The organism is Bradymonas sediminis, assembly GCF_003258315.1.
GTDB classification, from domain to species: Bacteria; Myxococcota_A; Bradymonadia; order Bradymonadales; family Bradymonadaceae; genus Bradymonas; species Bradymonas sediminis.
In genome coordinates, this window is sequence record NZ_CP030032.1 from 1214814 (window position 1) to 1232984 (window position 18171).

The 18171-nt window shown below is 61.8% G+C and carries 12 protein-coding genes; 5 read left to right on the top strand and 7 right to left on the bottom strand.

The annotated features are described in order from the left end of the window. Window positions 1-113 precede the first annotated feature (113 nt). The 6 genes from DN745_RS04555 to DN745_RS04580 all read right to left on the bottom strand — a co-directional run bounded on the left by DN745_RS04555 (window position 114) and on the right by DN745_RS04580 (window position 9567). The gene (locus DN745_RS04555) at window positions 114-731 is read right to left on the bottom strand and encodes a hypothetical protein (RefSeq protein WP_133622112.1); all 618 of its coding nucleotides are present in this window, start codon (window positions 729-731) and stop codon (window positions 114-116) included. A gap of 264 nt (window positions 732-995) precedes the next feature. After that, window positions 996-2696: a hypothetical protein gene (locus DN745_RS04560; RefSeq protein WP_111332570.1), complete on the bottom strand. Its 1701-nt coding sequence runs from the start codon at window positions 2694-2696 to the stop codon at window positions 996-998. Between the two features lie 80 nt (window positions 2697-2776). Then, window positions 2777-3646 carry an outer membrane lipoprotein-sorting protein gene (locus DN745_RS04565; RefSeq protein WP_111332572.1) on the bottom strand — a complete coding sequence of 290 codons (870 nt, stop codon included), beginning with the start codon at window positions 3644-3646 and terminating at the stop codon, window positions 2777-2779. 31 nt (window positions 3647-3677) lie between these two features. Then, window positions 3678-5027, bottom strand: a complete 1350-nt coding sequence (locus DN745_RS04570) for an ABC transporter permease (RefSeq protein ID WP_111332573.1) — start codon at window positions 5025-5027, stop codon at window positions 3678-3680. A 240-nt stretch (window positions 5028-5267) separates the two neighbouring features. Next, the gene (locus DN745_RS04575; protein ID WP_162687450.1) at window positions 5268-7253 is read right to left on the bottom strand and encodes a thioredoxin domain-containing protein; all 1986 of its coding nucleotides are present in this window, start codon (window positions 7251-7253) and stop codon (window positions 5268-5270) included. A 130-nt stretch (window positions 7254-7383) separates the two neighbouring features. After that, on the bottom strand, window positions 7384-9567 hold the full coding sequence (locus DN745_RS04580; RefSeq protein ID WP_111332576.1) for an ABC transporter permease: 2184 nt from the start codon (window positions 9565-9567) through the stop codon (window positions 7384-7386). A 238-nt stretch (window positions 9568-9805) separates the two neighbouring features. On the opposite strand from DN745_RS04580, the gene DN745_RS04585 reads away from it, so the two are divergent. Further along, window positions 9806-10489, top strand: a complete 684-nt coding sequence (locus DN745_RS04585; RefSeq protein ID WP_111332578.1) for a DsbA family oxidoreductase — start codon at window positions 9806-9808, stop codon at window positions 10487-10489. A 42-nt stretch (window positions 10490-10531) separates the two neighbouring features. On the opposite strand, the gene DN745_RS04590 is transcribed toward DN745_RS04585, so the two are convergent. Beyond that, on the bottom strand, window positions 10532-11248 hold the full coding sequence (locus DN745_RS04590) for a response regulator transcription factor (RefSeq protein WP_111332579.1): 717 nt from the start codon (window positions 11246-11248) through the stop codon (window positions 10532-10534). Window positions 11249-11545: 297 nt separating this feature from the next. On the opposite strand from DN745_RS04590, the gene DN745_RS04595 reads away from it, so the two are divergent. From DN745_RS04595 to DN745_RS04610, 4 genes are read left to right on the top strand one after another with little or no spacing between them, the layout of a single operon-like run. After that, complete coding sequence (locus DN745_RS04595) at window positions 11546-13093, top strand: OmpA family protein (RefSeq protein WP_111332581.1); 1548 nt, start codon at window positions 11546-11548, stop codon at window positions 13091-13093. Then, window positions 13090-14829: an adenylate/guanylate cyclase domain-containing protein gene (locus tag DN745_RS04600; protein ID WP_111332583.1), complete on the top strand. Its 1740-nt coding sequence runs from the start codon at window positions 13090-13092 to the stop codon at window positions 14827-14829. The genes DN745_RS04595 and DN745_RS04600 overlap by 4 nt, the downstream gene beginning before the upstream one ends. Further along, entirely contained in the window at window positions 14826-16139 is a 1314-nt protein-coding gene (locus tag DN745_RS04605) for a serine/threonine-protein kinase (RefSeq protein ID WP_111332585.1), read from the top strand. Before DN745_RS04600 ends, DN745_RS04605 begins: the two co-directional genes overlap by 4 nt. Further along, entirely contained in the window at window positions 16136-18139 is a 2004-nt protein-coding gene (locus tag DN745_RS04610) for a FecR domain-containing protein (protein WP_111332586.1), read from the top strand. The genes DN745_RS04605 and DN745_RS04610 overlap by 4 nt, the downstream gene beginning before the upstream one ends. The last annotated feature ends 32 nt before the right edge of the window (window positions 18140-18171 follow it).

An 18171-nucleotide genomic window follows, 5' to 3' on the forward strand; every position in this document is an offset into this window, starting at 1 on the left:
AGAAGGCATAAAAAAAGCGGGCGCGCCCTATCAAAGGGCGCGCCCGCTAAAACCGTTGGACGCGTGCGAGGGGCTAGCTTAAAGCCCGCGCACGTTGCGACTTCGGACCGTGATTATTTGACGGTCGTCTGGCTTTTGAACGGTTTGCCGAGGAGCGAACCGTTGAACTGAACGCTTGCAGCGCCTTTGCGCACTTCACCCGTGACTTTGACGGACGATTTGCCAGCTTTGCCTTCAGCGGTGATTTTGTTGTCTTTCGACAGCTTGCCACGGAAGGGAACGCGGATGTTGTTGCCTTCGCTCTTACCGGTGAGCGTTCCCGTGACGTCGTATTTGCTGGTGACGACGAGCTCAACAGCGCCGTCCTGCAGGCCGATGGCGCCAACGCTGCCTTTGAGGCGACCGACGTGTGCCGGCGTAGCGGGCTTCGGAGCCGGCTTTTTCGCTTCAGCGGCTTTCTCTTCGCCTTCGGCTTCAGCGGTTGCGTCGCCTTCTTCAGCGGCTTCACCGGCGTCGCCTTCAGCGGCTTCTTCGACGTCAGCTTCTTCAGCAGCTTCTTCTGCTTCCTCTTCAGCCTCTTCTTCGGCTTCTTCTTCAGCAGCTTCTTCTTCGGCGGCGACTTCGACAGCAGCTTCTTCGTCGACGGCCTCTTCCTGCTTTTTACAAGCCGGAATCATGAGACCAGCGGACATCAAGAGGACACAGAACATTTTAAGCGAAGACTTCATCATAAACTCCCTATTCAATAAATTAGGATAACTATATCGGCAGACTTTATTTTAAACGAATGTATCATCTCCGATAAACATGCGGAGTCAACTCCACTCCAAACTAAATGGCTTCGACACTTTTGCGTAATATCAAAAGTTCAGCGGATAGTAGAAATCCTCGATCTTATTGTCAATCAAAGCGCTATTCCACTGATCCTGCAAGCGCAGCATTCGCACGGACTCGGCGCAGATGCAACCCTGCGCGGGTCGGTTGAGGGGGATGGATTAGAAATTTAGGCTCAGCCCGCCGCCAATCATCGCGCGTGTTGCGGGCACCAATAGGCCTGGAAACCCGTCGTCGAGCGCCACGCCCGGGGGCACTCCGAATTGGCCGCTCGCCGCCGCCGCGTCCAACACATCGGACGATATCGAGGGCACGCGCAAGCCAAGTCTAAACTCGCCGGGTTTGCCGTAAGTGATTGATGTGTAAGCGAAAACGCGCATGTAGGAGAGCACTCTGACGCTATAGTCCAGGCGGCTCAGGAACGAGAGATCACTCAGGTTTCCCAGCGTCGAGAAGGTAAATGTTGTGTCGTTCCAATCCCCGGGGCTCGGTGCCAGAGCGTAGAACGCCGCATAATGGCGGCCCGAATAAAGCGGGCGAAACGCTCCGTTGAGGATCATCCAGGGGTAGAGATCGGCGTCGGAATAACCGGCGCCATTGAAAAAATACTCGGCCCCCACATAGATCGTGTCCTCCTCGAGGATAGGAATACCGACTTCGGCGCCGACCAGGGCGCGCGGGATCCAATCGTCGGCGCGCGAGTAGCGCTCCGGTATTTGCAACTCGGCGATATTATCGAGGTCAATCCGCTCGAATTGGGTGAAGTTTGAGTCTCCGCGAAAGAACGGTGTCTCGACATTATGCAATAGGGTCGCGGCGGCGCGCAGGTCGAACCACCCCAGGGCGCTCGAGATGTCCGCGCCGAGTTGCGTGGGCTTGTCTTTTTGGGCGGCGGCAGACAGCCCCACTTCGGTGGTGCCGAGCAGGAGTTCCGCGCGCCCTGCGGCGCCGACCGTCTTCGGCGAGTCAGCCCCTCCGAGGTTCGCGATCGCGTAGAAATTCCATCCCTTGGACTCAATCGGAAGATGGAGCTTTAGAAGATCTACGCCGGTGCGCGCGTCGACCAGGGCCAGCGGGTCGCGCCGCTGCTCGAAGAGGAAGTCGTTGGGATACCAGAAGCGCCCGACCCCCCAGCGAAGGTGCTGGCGGCCGGCGGTGACGTAAATAGTGCGGGCGAGGTCGAATTTTATCCATAACTGGTCGAGTTCGGCGCGTAGCGCCTCGGCGCCAGCCCCGAATGGGTTGGTGCTCGGCGCGCCGGTGCCCGTGCCGCCGACGCCTGCCTCGGCCGAGGTCGTCGGTATATAGGTTAGGCGCGCGTCGGCGTAGACGCGCAGTCGGTTGCTTGGACGAGCGTCCAGGTAGACGTCAAATAAGTTGGGCTGGGTCAGTGGGAATTCGGCCGGGTCGCCGCTGTCGAGCACCGTATAATAGAGCTGGCTAAATAGGCTCCCGCCGATGTCGAGTGATTGCGCCTCGCGCGCGGCCAGGCGCGCCGAGAGTTCGTCGCCCAACTGACTGCTCGACGGCTCGCTGGCCACCTGGGCCGAGGGTATTGCGCCGCCTTCATCCCCGCCGAATATGGACGCCTCGCGCTCTTCGATGGGGTCTGAATCATCGGCGCCGAAGATCGCCGCCTCACGCGCGTCGATGGCGTCCATTTCGAAATCTTCCGCGTTATCGTCCTCTACATCCTCATCCACTTCTTCCTCGGCCTCATCCGCTTCGTCCTCGGGCTCGCCGAACATCGCGGCTTCGCGCGCCTCGATGCTCGAATCCTGCGCCTGGGCGGGCGTCGCCCAGGGCGTCAGCGCAGCGCAAATGCTGACGAAAAATAGTCTGCTCAGGGCGGGGCGAGTCACGAGGGATACCTATGGGTTGAGGCCGCAAATTGGCAATAATATCAATGGGCTGCGGCTTTATTTAGAGGGTGTCCGGTGGGTCAGCGGCTTTTGCTCTCGAGCCATGCTTTGGTGAAGATATTACCGGGCAGCGGCTTAAGCGCGACGTCGCGGAAGACGATGGTGGTGCGGTTGCCCTTCTCGACCTCATCGAAGATGCGGATCTCTTTTGGGAAGTAGACCCAGTCCTTCTTCTCTTCGCTCTTGAGGCGGCTCCACTTGGGGTAATAGGTGGTGCGCATCAGGCGTCCAGACAGCGCGAATTCTTGCTGCTTCAGCACGTTTTTGCTCTTGGTGTCGAGCCATAATTCGATAATCGGGTAGGCGACATCGTTGCGGTCTTTGGCCTTAAGCTTGAGGTGATGGACCTCAAATTTACCGAGCTTCTCAACGCCCACAAAGCTCGGGACGAACTTTTTGGCGAGCTCCCACTCGTCGAAGTCGCTGCGCTGTGAGCCGGTGCCGCCGATGCGCTCGCGCTCGGTGCGTCGCTCCCATTTGCCGACATTGGGGTCGTACATAAAGAGGTTTTTGTCGATGCGAAGGTAGCCTTTGCCGGCCTCGGAGCGCGGCTTCTCGAAGAGGATGATCATCTTATTCTCGGCGTCGCGCCGGTAGATGGTCGCCTCGTAGAGCAGGGCGCTTTTGTCCTTCTCGCGCTGGTCGATATAGACCTGGGCCTCGTAGTCGCCGGCGCTGTGCTGGCGGCGGTCGAGCTCCTCGAGCAATTCGAGCATCTCCTTATCGGAGAGTGTTTTGGCCGCGTCCTTGGGCGCGGTCTTCGCGGCGTCGGCTGCGCTAGGCTTCTCAGGCGTCGCCTGGGCGAAGGCCGCCTGGCTCAGCAATAGAATCGAAAAGAAGACGCCGAGCCGCGAGGCGATCGAGAGGCCAGAATAACGAGCTGCGTTCATTTTGAAATCCTAGTCAGTGGGTGAAGCCGAATTAATCTGCGTGTCGAATCGCGTCCACGGGTTGCATGCGCGCCGCCTTCAAAGAGGGCCAGAACGCGGCGAAACCGCTGAAGAGCGTGATGGCGATAACCGCCAAGATGGCCTGGTCGGCGGCCACGCTCATATGCAGGGTGTCGCTGAGCAAGATCGCCTGGACCGCCTCGACGGGGATGTGAATCTGCGCGGCGTCCAGCGCGGTCGCCGCCGCGGCACCGACGAGCCCGCCGAGGGTCGCCGCCGCGAAGCCCAGGACCATCGCCTCAAGCATAAAGAGAACCAAAATATGACCCCTCGGCATTCCCATCGCGCGCAGGGTTCCGATCTCGCCGGTGCGCTCGCGCACCGACATCAGCATCGTGTTGATCATGCCGACGCCGATGATGACCCCGAGCACCACGATCAAAAAGAACGACACGGTGTTGATGGCGGTGAGGATGAGGTTAAGAAAAGAGATCTGGTCCTGCCAGGTCGTCAGGTCGAGCTTCTGGCCGGTCCAGTCCTCGCCGCGCACCTGCTGGAATTTGGCGAAGAACGGGCGGTCACTATGGTCCATGACCTCAAATCCGGCCTCCTGCAGCGCGATGCGCGCGGCGCCCAGGGCGTCGGAGGCGTCGTTTGGGTTCTTCAGATAACCCATCACCATGCCGGTGGTGGTGGCGTTGAATTGGTAGAGGGTGCGCAGGGTTTCTTTGGGCAAGAAGAGGGCGAAGGTGCTCAACAGGCCGATGTCCTCGGCGATGGCGATGACGGTGACGTCGGCGGTGTTCGCCACGCCCTCGAGCGTCTGCGCGCGCACGGTGAGCGGGTCGCCCACGCCCACGCCCAGGCTGCGCGCCTGGCTGGCGAAAATCAGCGCGGTATTGGGCTCGCCAAGCTGTGTGATATCGCCCAATATTTCGTCGGAGCCGCCTTCTTTATAGGCCGACTCCGGGGCCAGGCGCACGACCTCGCGAAACGCGGTCTCCTCGCTAATATCCACGCCCATCAGCAGCGTCTGGATGGTGTCGGTGGCGCTGATCACCCGCGCGATGCCCTGGGTGCGGTCGACCACGCTGGTCAGGTTGGGGACATTCTCCTCGACGATCTTCTTGATCTCGGGCGCGTCGAGGACGATGGGCTCCATATCCGACGGCGTCGCCTTATAGAACCCGGCGACGTTGATATGCCCGGACACCAGCACCGTGGCCGAGTGGACGACGCTTGTGCGAATGCCCTCGGTCAGCGCCATCATCATCACCAGGAGCACGGTGACGCTGGCGATGGCGACCATCAAAAGAAACGTCCGCCGCCCCGCCTTGAGCAGGTTGCGGAGCGCGATGGTAAAGAGCGTGCGTAAAGGCATGGTGGTCCGTTTGTCGCAGCGTTTGGGTTGCGGTGATTCTGCAGGAGGCGCATCGCACTCCTGTTGACGAAGCCTCGCCGACGTTACTCCGCCCGGCAGCCTTCATCAAGTTGGGCGCAGCGCGCGCGAAGGCCAAGGCAGGGAGCGCGAGCGGCGTATCTGCGCACGCAAGAAGGCCCGCGAATCGTCGACGATCGCGGGCCTTCTGTGCATCTAAAGCGCTGCTGGGCGTGTGCAGGCTTATTTCGCCTCTTCCAATGCCTTTTCGATCGCGGCCTCGAAATTCTCGACGGGTTGCGCGCCTAAAAAGCGGCGACCGTTGATGAAGAAGGCAGGCGTTCCGCGCACGCCAATATTGGCGCCCTGAGCCATATCCTTCTCGATGATCGTGTCGTACGCAGGGCTGCTCAAATCCGCCTCGAACTTCTCGAGGTCCAGGCCGAGCTGCTCGGCGTACTCACGGTAGATTTCGCTTTGGCGAAGGCTTTGCTGGTCCGAAAAGATCAAGTCGTGCATCTCCCAGAATTTACCCTGTTCGCCGGCGGCCAGCGCGGCCTTGGCGGCGGCCTTTGCGTTGCGATGGAAGGGGAGCGGGTAGTGCTTAAATGCGACCTTCACCTGTCCGTCATATTTGGCCATGGCCTGGGTGAGGTGGGCGTGGCCGCGCTTGCAATAGGGGCATTCGAAATCGGAGAACATCACGACGGTGACCGGGGCATCCTCGGGGCCCATCACGGGCGCATCGCCCAGGGCGAGGTCTTTGAGGTCGATGACGTCCGCGGCGGGGGCTTTGGCGGGCTCGGGCGCAGCGATGTTTTCCTTATTATATTTGACCGCGGCCTCGTAAAGCGCGTCGCCCGAGAGCTTTTGCTCGGCCTTGATCTTCTGCGCCTGCTCGATCTGCGCGTCCACCGCTATTTTGAACGCGGCGAAGGGCTGAGCGCCGCGAAGATTGACGCCGTTGATCCAAAAGTAGGGAGTGCCGCGAGAGCCGACCTTAGCGGCGAGTGCGATGTCGCGCTCAATCTGCGCCTCGACGCTCTCGGAGTGATAGGCTTTTTTGAACTTCGCGACATCCAGGTTCAACTCGTTGGCCAACCCAGTGGCGAACGCCTCGAAGTCGTCGCTATGATCGCGAAACTCTGCCTGTCTCTCGAAGAGCAGGTCGTGCATCTCCCAGAATTTTCCCTGCGCGTGGGCGGCCAATGCGGCGCGGGCTGCAGGTTTGGCCTCGCGGTGAAAGGCCAGCGGGAGTTGCTTAAAGACCACGCGAATCTTGTCGCCGTATGCGTCCTCGAGCTGCGCGATGGTGGGCGTGACTTTTTTGCAGAAGGGACATTGGAAGTCCGAGAAGGCCACAATCGTGACCAGCGGGTCCTTGGCATTGCCGAGGACCGGGTCGTTGGCGTCGACCGGCACGTATGCCACTGACGCGGCCTTGGGCGCGCGGGCTGTGGGCTTGGGCTCCGGGGGCATATGATTGAGGGCGACGGCCTCTCGATAGATATCCTGGCGATTCGTTCCCTCTTCGATGAGTGCCCTGGCGATGGCCAGTTGCTCGTCGATCACCTGCTCGAATTTAACGATCGGCTGCGCCCCCGAAATTCGCTCGCCGTTGACGAAGAAATGAGGTGTTCCGCGTACGCCGAGGTCCTTGGCGGTCAACACGTCGCCTTCGACGGCCAGGGCGGTGTTGACGTCGTCCAGGGACGCCTGAAACTTGACGCGATCCAGGCCGATGCTCTCGGCCAGTTGGGTGGTCCACCGACGCATATCACCGGCGTGTGAGCGCATTTCGCGTTGGTTTTCGAAGAGCAGATCGTGCATCTCCCAGGCCTTGCCCTGCTCGGCGGCGGCGACCACCGCGTAGGCCGCTTCGCGCGCCTGCGCGTGCATCGGCAGGGGCATATGCTTGAGCACCACCCGCACATCGGCCGGGTATTTCTCGAGCAATTGGGTCATCGTGTCGGCGCCGCGCTTGCAGAAGGGGCATTGCAAGTCGGTGAACACGACGACCGTCACCAGCGCGGTGTCCGGCCCGAGGGTCGGGCTTGTACCGATGGGGATAATATCGCTGTCGGTGAAGGGCGCCGGCGCCGGCGCTTCGGTCAGCGGACCGTTGGTCTCGATGGTGGTCTCTGGCGGCGTTGAACAGCCCGAGAGCATAAAGATGAGCAACACGATCAGCAGACAAAAACGATGGGCCATCATCGTAGTTTCAATCATTGGATTCCTTATTGTTGACAATTTCTTTGCACGAATTCGCGCCGACACTAGTGCCGAGTGTCGGCGCAGGCAAGCGTCAATGCGCGGGTGATTTGGGGCTCCGAGTCGATGTTTGGCGCGCCCCATTGGCCTATTGGCGCATCGCGACGATGGGCTGAATCCGGGTGGCCATGCGCGCCGGGTAGAGCGTCGACAGCAGGCTGACGAGCAAGATGGCGAAGAGGGCCCAGAACATATTACCCGCGCTCAGGGTCGGGTAAAGGCGGTCGCCGGCGAAGAGAAAGCGCAGGAAGTCGGTCGTCGCCGGGATGCCAATCGTGTTGAATAAGAGAATGGTCCCGGCCCCGAGCGCGCAGCCGATGAGGCCCGAGATCAGCCCGAGGATGAGCGTCTCGAGCAAGAAGAGCGCCATGACATACCAGCGCTGGGCGCCGATGGCGCGCATGGTGCCGATCTCACTGGTGCGCTCGACGGTGGCCATGACCATCGAGTTATTGATGATGACCAGGGCGACCAAAAAGATGATGCCGATGGCGACATAGAGGACCAGGCGAATCACGATGACAAATTGCCCGACGATGCCCGCGGCTTCCTGCCAGTCGAGCACGTTGAGGCCGAGGCCTTGCTCGCGATTGAGCTCCTGGATCGCTGCGCGCGACTCTTCGAGGAGCATCGGATTCTTCAGGATAATCGCGGCGTTACGGGCGAGGCCTCCCGAGAGTTGGGCCGGGTCATAGGTGTTATTGTCGGCCAATTCAATCGGCTCATCTGCGCTCGGCGCGTCGACCTGCGGCGGGTCCGCGGCGGGGGTGTTTTCGGCGGGCAACTCACCGGGCGGGGTCTGCGCTGGGACCTCTTCGTCGGCCTCGGCGAAGGGCTCGGCGTCGTCGAACCCGAAGTCATCCATCACCGAGTCATCGCCGCCAAAGAGCGCGCCTTCCGCGTCGTCGCGGCGGATATCCGCCACGCCAACCTCGGCGCGGATGGCCTCTAATTCTGCGCGCGCTTCGGGGGTCATCACGCCGTAGAGCCGGCGAAAGGTCGGCAGGTCGATGATGTTGACCGAGCCTGCCATATCCGAATCTTCGAGCCCCTTAAACTCAAAGGTTCCCCATACCTTCACGTTGGCCGACTGCGGAAAGCCCTGCGCGGTAAACGCCTGCAGGGTGATCAACTCGCCGACCTTAAACTCATAGAGGCGCATCAGCGGCGCAATTTCGGCGTAGAAGAAGGCGTAGCGGGCGTCGAAGTTATCGTCGGTGACCTCCAAAAAACTTGTGATCAATGCTTCGTTATCGTCGGTGTCCGACTTCATAAAGCGCTGGATGCGCTGGGTGATGCGCGCGACGTCTTCGGGCGGCAACCCGAAGATCACCTGGCGCCACTGGCGGGTGAGGCGTTTGACCGCGCTCTGCAAGACGGTGTCGGTGGCGAGGGTGCGCTCGTTATAGTTGAGCTCGTGCTCGAGGCGGTCCATGCGGCGCGCGACCGGGTTTTTAAGCCAGCGGTCATAGGCCTGCTCGCTGACCAATACGCCATGCTGGCCCTCTGGAATCATCTCGCCGCGGACGATGCGGAAACGATCGAAATAGGTGGCGAATTTTTGTGGGTCGGTGCCCATCACGCGCATAAAGACGAGGTTGCCGTCATTGGCCAGCGGGGCCATTTCGGTGTCGAGGTATAGGAGTGCTTCGCGGGGTTCGGCGCGCATTTCTCGCTGCCAGAAGTCATCGGAGAGCACGCGGTCCAGGGCGTCGATATGCGCCTGATAGACCGTCGGGTCCGAGGCGATGTCGAGGCGGGCCACATTCTCGGCCTTGAGGTCTTCGGCCATCCCGCGCACCTGGTCCGCCAGCGCGTCGACCTCGCTCCAATCATCGCTTTGGCCCGCCTGGTCAACCGCGTCGCGCAGCTCCGAGATGACCGCGTCGATGCGGTTACCCATCACGAAGCGCGCCTGGGTCATGCCCATCGGCACCACGGCCTTCACATTGTCGAGCCCCTCAATCGCCTCGCGCACCTTGGCGAAGTCCTCGATTTCGCCGATATCATCGCCGCCAAAAAAGACGTCGCCGAAGAGCGCGAGTTGGTTCTCGGCCTCGGAGGAATAGACCTGCAGGTGGCCGGCGAGGCTCTCGGTAACGGTCTTTTGCATCGAGTGCTCGACGCTGTCCAAGAGGGATGTGCCGAGCACCAAGAGCGCCGTGCCGAACATCAGGATAAAGCCGACGATCAGGCTCTTCATTCGGTGGCTAAACACGCTGCGCGCGGCGCTCAAGATCAACAGGCGAGTGGTGGCGATGAAATTGTTCATGCGTTTCTAGATCCTGAAGAAAATCGAAGCGTCCCGCGCTCCCATGATGCATCGTTCTTCGCCGGGCGTGCTGGCGCCAGCGCCCGTTCAACCTATGCGTGTCGCCCCTAAGGTTCAACTCTGCGCTTCGCCCGGCAAGATATTTGGGGGATTTGTCACGAACAAGAAACGTTTTGGGAATCGGTGCATCTAAAGGAGTGGTTGGGGGGAGTTCATTATATTTTATTCAGGAGGTTTTATGAAAGTTGAGATCTGGTCCGACGTGGTATGCCCGTGGTGTTATATCGGAAAACGCCGGTTCGAGAGCGCGCTAGAGAAGTTTGATGAAGATATTGACGTCATCTATCGCAGCTTCGAATTGTCGCCCGACGCCCCGCGCCGAGTGCCCGGGTCGATGGAAGATATGTTGGCCGCGAAATATGGGATGAGCGCGGAGCGTGCAAAACAGATGCTCGCTCAGGTTACCCAGGCTGCGGCTGCCGAAGGATTGGATTTCGACTTCTCGAGCGCCAAGACCGGCAACACCTTTGACGCCCATCGCGTCCTGCATTTCGCGCTGGCCGAGGGCGTCCAGAATGACGTGAAAGAACGCCTGATGCGGGCGTATTTTGTGGAAGGGCGCGCGGTCGCCGAGCGCGACGAGTTGCTCAAAATCGCGGGTGAGGCCGGGTTGGACACCGCCAAGCTGGCCGAAGTGCTCGACAGTGACACCTACGCCGAAGACGTGCGCGCCGATATTGAGCGCGCCCGACGCATCGGGGTCAAGGGCGTGCCATTTATCTTGATCGACGGCGAGGTTGGCATCTCGGGCGCTCAGCCGCCGGAGACTTTCTTGGAGGCGCTCAAGGGCGTTCAGTTGCGCCGCGAGCAAATGCGCGCGGACGCGTGTAACGAGGGGATGTGCGTGTCGCCCGACGAGTGATCGCTGCATTTCACGGAAGAGGGCGCGGATATGGTGCGCGCTTTATTCGCTCACCTCGGCGCCTTCTTCCAATGCCTCAATGATCAGGGCGTAGCCGACGCCCCGCACGGTGCGCAGCGGGTCGATATCATAATCGGCGAAGTTTGAGCGCAGCCGGCGAATATGGCTGTCGATTGTCTTTCGACTCACACGGGTGCCGTCATAGGCACCCTTCATGAGTTCTTGGCGCGTAAAAACCTTGCCGGGCTGCTCCATAAAGGTCTGGAGCAGGCGGAATTCGGTCTTGGTCAGCGAGAGCTCTTCGCCCGCGAAGTCGACGGTCATCTCGACCGGGTCCAAGCTCAGGGTGCCCACCTTAATCACACCTTCGCGGGGGGCCGCGCTGCTTTGGCTCTCGACCGACGTGCGCCGAAGGAGCGCGTGTACGCGCGCAGCTAACTCCTTGGGGTGAAAGGGCTTATTAATATAATCATCGGCGCCAAGCTCAAGGCCCACCACGCGATCAACCGGGTCGTTGGCCGAGGAGACGAAGATAATCGGCACGTCAGAGTTGCCGCGGATTTCGCCGCAGAGCTGGGTGCCTTTTTTATGTGGCATGCGCACATCCAAAAGGATAAGCGCCGGGGGATTCGAGAGGGCTTCGACGACGCCATTGGGGCCGTCGAATTCGCGGGTCTCAAACCCTTCCTGGGTCAGAATTTCGCGGATAATCTGTCGTTGAACCAGGTCGTCATCCACAATCCAAATTAATTTATTCATGAGGTAGTTGAACCGGTTAGCTAAGAGGTGAACAAGACGTTCGTGTAGTGGGGTGATCTAAATTTAGTGGTTCGAGCGCGAAGGCTCATCAAAACACAGGTTGCCATATTTCATCCGAAATTGCATCAAGTTGGGGCAGCGTATATACGGTGTTTTGCGTATGATGCCTTTATAATTTGTTGGGAGCCCGATGTCCTTCTCGTTAATGATTGATGGCGAAGAGATTAGGCGCACCAAAAGAGAGTGTTTGTTGTGATAGATAGTAAAGGATTGACTTCGGTTTTGTCGCGCGCAGTCGTGGCGACCCTTTTGGTTGGGGCGCCGGCGACGGCCTTGGCCCAGGCGCCAGCGCCGGCCTCGGAGACCTTCGAGCCACAGGCGGTCGAGGCGACCGCGATTTGGTCGACCGCGACCAGCGATATCGCGCCTCATTTGAGCCCGAACCTCAGCGTCGTCGGGCATTATGCGCGCAATCCGGTACAGCTTCAGGACCGCGACAGCGGTGAGGTAGCCGCGCGGCTTCTTAAAGATCAACTTAAATTGGACGTCGGCCTCGGGCTCGGTCTTTTCGAACGCGTCGAGTTGGGCTTTGTCTTGCCGATCGTGCTCTATCAAAACGGCGAGGAGTTCGCGGGCTTTGAGACGCCCAATACGGTGGACCTGGCGGACGCGCGTGCGTCGGTGCGCGCTCAGATCTATCAGGCCGACGGGTTTGGACTCGCCGCCCAGGTGACCGGTTATCTGCCGACCTCGGACCAGGCGTATTATCAATCTGGGCCGGACCCGGCCGCGCTGGCCGCGGTGATCGTGGATTATCAGGGCGGCGGGGCGTACCCGTGGCGAATCGCCGGCAATATCGGTTGGGCGTTTGAGGCCGAGCGCCGAAGCGCCGAGCTTGCGACCGATGACCGGTTGGATTTCCGGGGCGCCGCTCAGGTCCAGGTGATTCGGGATGTGCTGGAGCTGCGGGCGAGCGCCTTCGGCCGCTGGGAGGCCCTGGCCGAGGCCGAGAGGTCGGTGAGCGCCGGATATCTTGGCGGCGCCCTGGTTCATTGGGGCGACACGGGTTTGAGCAGTAGCTTTGGCTTGGGCGGGGCGATTGCCGGGGGCTACGGCCAGCCGAATTTCCGGGCGCTGGCGTCCTTAAGCTATGCGCCGCAGCCCGAGTTTATTGAGGCCCCGGTGTCCGAGCCGCTTGTCACGCAGCGATGCTCTGATGAGACCGCCGCCGAGGGTTGCGTCGACTCCTTCGCCCAGGACGGCGCGGCCGATGGCCCGGGTTCCGCCGACGCGAAGACCGACATCGTGCTCGATGGCGGTGGTGCGGTCGACGAGGCGCTGATTGACTCGGACGGCGACGGGATTCCGGACGTGCTCGACGCCTGCCCCGACGACCCTGAGACCTTTAACGGCGTCGATGATGAGGACGGCTGCCCCGATGAGGACGAGAGTTCGGTGCGCCTGGTCGGAGACCGCATTGAGATTCTGGAGCGGGTGCATTTCGACACCGCGCGCGCGACGATTAAAGCCCAGAGTCACTCGGTGCTCAATCAGGTCGCGGCCGTGGTGAAGTCGAACCCCGACATCGTGATGCTGCGCATTCTGGGGCATACCGACTCCCGCGGCGACGAAGATAAGAACCTCGAGTTGTCTCAGCAGCGCGCGGTCTCAGTGAAAGAATATCTTATCAAGCGCGGCATCGAAGCGCGTCGCTTGTCGGCGCGTGGCTACGGCGAGTCGCACCCCATCGCCGACAACGAGACCGAGCAGGGACGCAGCGATAACCGCCGCGTCGAGTTCCACATCATCGAGCGCGGCGACAGCGAAGATAAGGTGGATAAATGAGCGCAACGCGCCCAACGATTCGCTTTTCACTGCGTCTTAAACTCCTGTTATTTGGCGGCTTTTTGGCCATCGTCCCGGCGATCGCGGTCGGCTTTGGCCTGATGGAGGTCAACGCCTCGACGCTGGAGACCCAGAACCGCGAGATGCGCCTGTCGATCGCCGACGATATCGCGGCGACCATCGAGTCATCGCTGGCCGACGCGCATACCGCGCTGCTCAGCATTCAGCAGATCTTGACCAACCCCGACATCGCCGAGGGCAACCGCATCGAGATCGCGGTGGCGCTCGTGGAGGCCAACCCGCTGGTGGAGACCGTCGCGATTTATTCGCAGGGCGGTGATTATATCACCCAGATCAACAAGGGTGATGAGGGCTTTGCCGCCGAGGCCATCGACGCCGCGATCGCTAAAAAGGCCGGCAATGAGACGCTGGTCGTCGATAGCTTGCGCTTCGAATCCGACGGGCGCTCCAGCGTGGAGATGACCATCGCGCTGCGCCCGGAGGCCGGCAAGATTACCGGTTTTTTGCGCGCCCGTATCTCGCTGGCCCAGGCGCAAAAGCGCACCGATTGGATCGGCGACCACCAGCTCTCGGTGCGCTCGCGCGTGGACGTGCTGGACACCGATCGCCGGGTGATTCTCTCCAGTGAAGAAGAGGAGATCGGCCAGGTGATGCCGGCCGAAGGCGTGCTGGCGTCGATCGCCACGATGATCGACAAGGGCGTGGCTCAGTCCGGCGAGCACCCGCAGCGCCCGGTCCTCGAGTCGGCGCGCCCGCTGGGCTCGCTGCCCTGGTTGGCGCGCGTCGAGGTGCCCATCGACGAGGCCTATGCCTCGCTGATTCGGATGCGCTGGATCGTGGGCATTGGCACCGGCGTGGCGGCGCTCCTGGCGTTTTTGATGGCGCTTATCTTCGCGTCGCGCATCACCCGCCCGCTCAAAGCGGTCGTCGCGTTCACCCAGCGACTCGGCGCGCGCGCCTTCGATGAGCGGGTTGAGGTCAGCACCAACGATGAGATTGGACTGGTCGCCCGGACGCTCAACGCCGCGGCGGTCGAGCTCAAGGCGGGCGAGGAGAAGGTCGCTCGAGAGATCGAAATTCGCGCGGACCTCGGGCGCTATCTGCCCGAAGACCTGGTCGAGAACGTCGTGCGCCGCGAGCAACCGATGAGCCTGGGCGGCACGCGCCAACCGATCACGGTGCTCTTCGCCGACGTCGTGCGCTTCACGCCGCTGTGCGAGAACCACTCGCCGGAGGTCGTGGTGACGGTGCTCAACGAGCTCTTTACGATCATCACCACCATCATCTTCGAGCATGGCGGTACGGTCGATAAATTCATCGGCGACTGCGTCATGGCGTTTTGGGGCGCGCCGCGCGAGGACGCCGACCAGGCGCTGCACGCTCTGGAGGCCGCCGAGCAGATCTCGCGGCTCATCGAATTTGCCAACCGCCGCTGGATGCGCGAGTTCGGCATCGAGATCAAATTGGCCATGGGCCTGCACAGCGGCGAGGCCATCGTGGGCAACGTCGGCTCGGCGACGCGCATGGAATATACCGCGATCGGCAAGGCCGTGAACCGCGCCGCGCGCCTGGAGGCCCTGGCTCATGAGAATCAGGTCCTGGTCAGCTCGCAGCTGGCGGCCGCGGTCGGAGAGCGCTTCGAATTTCGTCGGGCTTCCACCGAATTACTCAGCGTCGGCGGAGAAGAAGTCATTCTCTATGAGGTGATGTTTTGAGCAAGCCATTATTACAACCCGGCGAGTTGCTCGACGGCAAATATGAGATCGTCGGTCAGATCGGCGAAGGCGGCATGGGCGTGGTCTTTGAGGCCCACCATAAGGGGCTGGACCGGCGGGTCGCGGTCAAGGTGCTGCGCTCGGCCGATCTCGGCGAGGACTCCGAGTTCCGGGTGCGCTTTACCCGCGAAGCCCGCGTCATGTCGCGGCTCGACCACCCCAACGCGGTGACGGTCTATGACCACGGCGAGCACAACGGCGCGCTCTATATCGCGATGGAGTTTTTGGAGGGGCACCCGCTCGACGATGAGCTTGGCGACGGCGCGCTGGAGATGCGCCGCGCCCTCATCATCGCCGAGCAAATATGCGATGTGCTCACGGTGACCCATGAGATGGGGCTGGTGCATCGGGATATCAAGCCCGAGAACATCTTTATCACCGAGACCGAAGAGGGCCCGCTGGCGACGCTGGTCGACTTCGGCCTGGCGTTTATCGCCTCGGACGAAGACCTGAGTCGCATGACCCGGGACGGAACCCTGGCAGGCACCCCGCTGTATCTGTCGCCGGAGCAGGCGAGCGCGTCGCGCAGCCTCGGCCCGCCCAGTGATATCTATTCGATGGGCTGCGTGCTCTACGAGTTATTATGCGGCGAGCCGGTGGTGGAGGGCGATACGGTGTTGGCGCTGCTCAACGCGCATGTCTTCGTGCCGGCGCAGAGCATTCGGGTGAAGGCGCCCGACTCGGCGGTGCCGGCGACCCTCGATAATTTTGTGTTATCGATGCTATCGAAGTCGCCCGACGCGCGCCCCAGCGCGTTTGAGGCCGCGACCTTTTTGCGCAAGATGCTCGCCAGTGAGTCGATGCGCGGGCGCGGGCGCCCGATGCGCTTGTTGCAACCACGCGCCCAACGCGCGGTGACCGCGGCCGCCGGCGAGGCCGCCATCGCGGGCGCGGACACCCTGGTCGGTGCCGCCACCGGAGTGGCCAAGCAGGCCACCCGCGTGCTCGGTGTGATCGGCTCGATCTCCGATGAGCTGCGCGTGGCCGCGCATATGAGCGGTTGGGAGCCCAGAGAATGGGTCGCCGGCCAGCCCTATCATGTGGTCCTGGCGCTCGCCCCCGAGGCGGTCACCCGTGAGATTGCTCAGAAATATACAACGATGAGCGTGGCCGACCCGAACTCGATTGAGGGGGCGGTGCGCCTGTTGAAGCTTGGCGTGCAGGATTTAGCGGTACGCGGCGAAATTGATGAAATGATGCGCAAGGCGGATCGCCTTGATAATTCGCGACGAAGACGAGGATTAAAATGAAGTATTGGATAAATAGTGCGTTGATTTGCCTGGCTTTGGGCACGGCGGCGCCGGCTTTCGCGCAGGAATCCTTTGTCTCTTATACCGTGGCCCCCGGGGATACTTGCACGTCGATCGCGGCGAAGTTCTACGGGGACGCGCGCGCCTATAATCATATCCACGACTATAACGACCTGAGCAAAGACGGCTACGCCTGTCGGCCGGGGATGAAGCTGCGCCTGCCGGTGTTGCCCGACCAGCCCGAGGCCCAGCTCATGGCGCGCACCGGCGAGGTTCGCGCGAAGCCGCCCAAGGCTGAGTGGGACCCGGTGGACGTCGGCGCGGGCCTCTTTGAGGCGTGGCGCGTCAACACGCTTTCGCGCGCCCGCGCGGAGCTTGGTTTTCGTGACGAGTCCGAAATTCAGATGCAGGAAAACACCCTGGTCGTCATTTACGGGCCGTCCAAGGACAAGGCGGAGCGCCGGATTGGGCGCCGCGCGCATGTCGATAAAGGACGGCTAAAGACCGCGCTTTCGGGGCTTTCGGGCGCGCCGATGGACGTCAGCACGCCGGACGCGAAGGCCGAATTTAAGTCCGGCAAAGCCCAGGTCACCGTCGAAGACGGCGAGTCGCGCATTGCCAATCACTCCGGTTCGGCGGCGCGCGTGACCGCGCCCGACGGCAGCGGGGCGGTGTCGGTGAAGGCCGGGCATGGGACGCGCGTCAAGCGCGGAAAGCGCCCCGAGAAGCCGCGCCCGTTGCCCGCGACGCCGACCTGGGGCGACACCTTCTCGCCCAGCGCGCTGACCTTCACCGGCGGCAGCGCCACGGTCAACGCGACCTGGAATCCGGTCAAGAACGCCGAGGCGTTCTATGTCGAGATTTCGCGCGGCCGTCGCCAACTCGACGTGCTCTTCTCCAAACGCGTGCCCGCCACCACCCAGGCCCTGCAGATGCAGGAGCTTCCGCCGGGGCGCTATTATGTGTCGATCGTGGCGATTGATAAGTCCGAATTCGAGAGCATCCCGTCGGAGCTTCGCCGACTTCGGGTCTATCAGATGGGCGTAAACCCCAGCCAGATCATCGACGCGAAGGCCCGGACATTTTTGCTCGGCGCGTCCTTTAAAGCGCCGCGCGGGATGACCTGTCAGGTCGGTGACGGCGCGTTCGAGGAGCTTGTTAGCCTGCGAAAAATTGGGGAGAATAAGATCAACTGTAAGGACGAGGAAGCGCAGGTTGAGATGACCGTTCAAGCGGTTGAGCCCGAGGTTGATATCTTGGACGCGTCGAGCTTCGACGTCGCGGTGCGCCGCGGCGACGCGAAGGCCGTCGACCTGCAGTTTAGCCCGCGCTTGCCGTCGAGCGTGCGCCTTGAGGGCAGCGAAGGTGTGGCGCTTAAGGCCGAGAAGCTCAACGAGACCACGATGCGCTTGACCATCTCGCCGCGCGAAGACGCCGAGTTGGGCGCCTCGAAGATCGGTGTCTTCTACGAGGATACCCGCCTGTCGGCGCTCGACCTCGAGGTTGAGCCGGCCGACGCAGCCGCGCCCACGCCAACCCCGGTGGCGCCGCAGGTTAAGCCCGCCGAGTATTTGATCAGCGCGATGCTGGGCTACGACGTGGTCGGCTTTGACCCCTATTGGGGCGACGACTTCCCGGTCCCTGGCGCATCCCTTGAGGTCGGCTTCGGCCTGGTCCCGACGCGTTATTTTGCGGCCGAAGCCCGCGTGGGCATGTCGCTCCATTCTGACGCGACGACCGAGCTTGGCTTTAGCGCCCGCGCCCAGGGCATGGCGGGGATCTTTGAGAACGTCGCCTCGCCGTATATCGGCATCGGCGCGGGCTGGAAGCATTGGCTCGACAACGGCTCGCGATTCGAGCTGCGCCCGAGCATCGGCGTGATGCCGAAGGTCGGCGAGTCGATGCGCCTTCGCGCCGAGGTCGGCGCGGACCTGACGCCGGTGAGCTCCGAGCTGCGCATCCTCCCCGAGCTGCGCGTCGGCGCGTCCTGGAGCTTCTAAAACACAGTGCTTGTGGCATCAAAAAAGCGCGG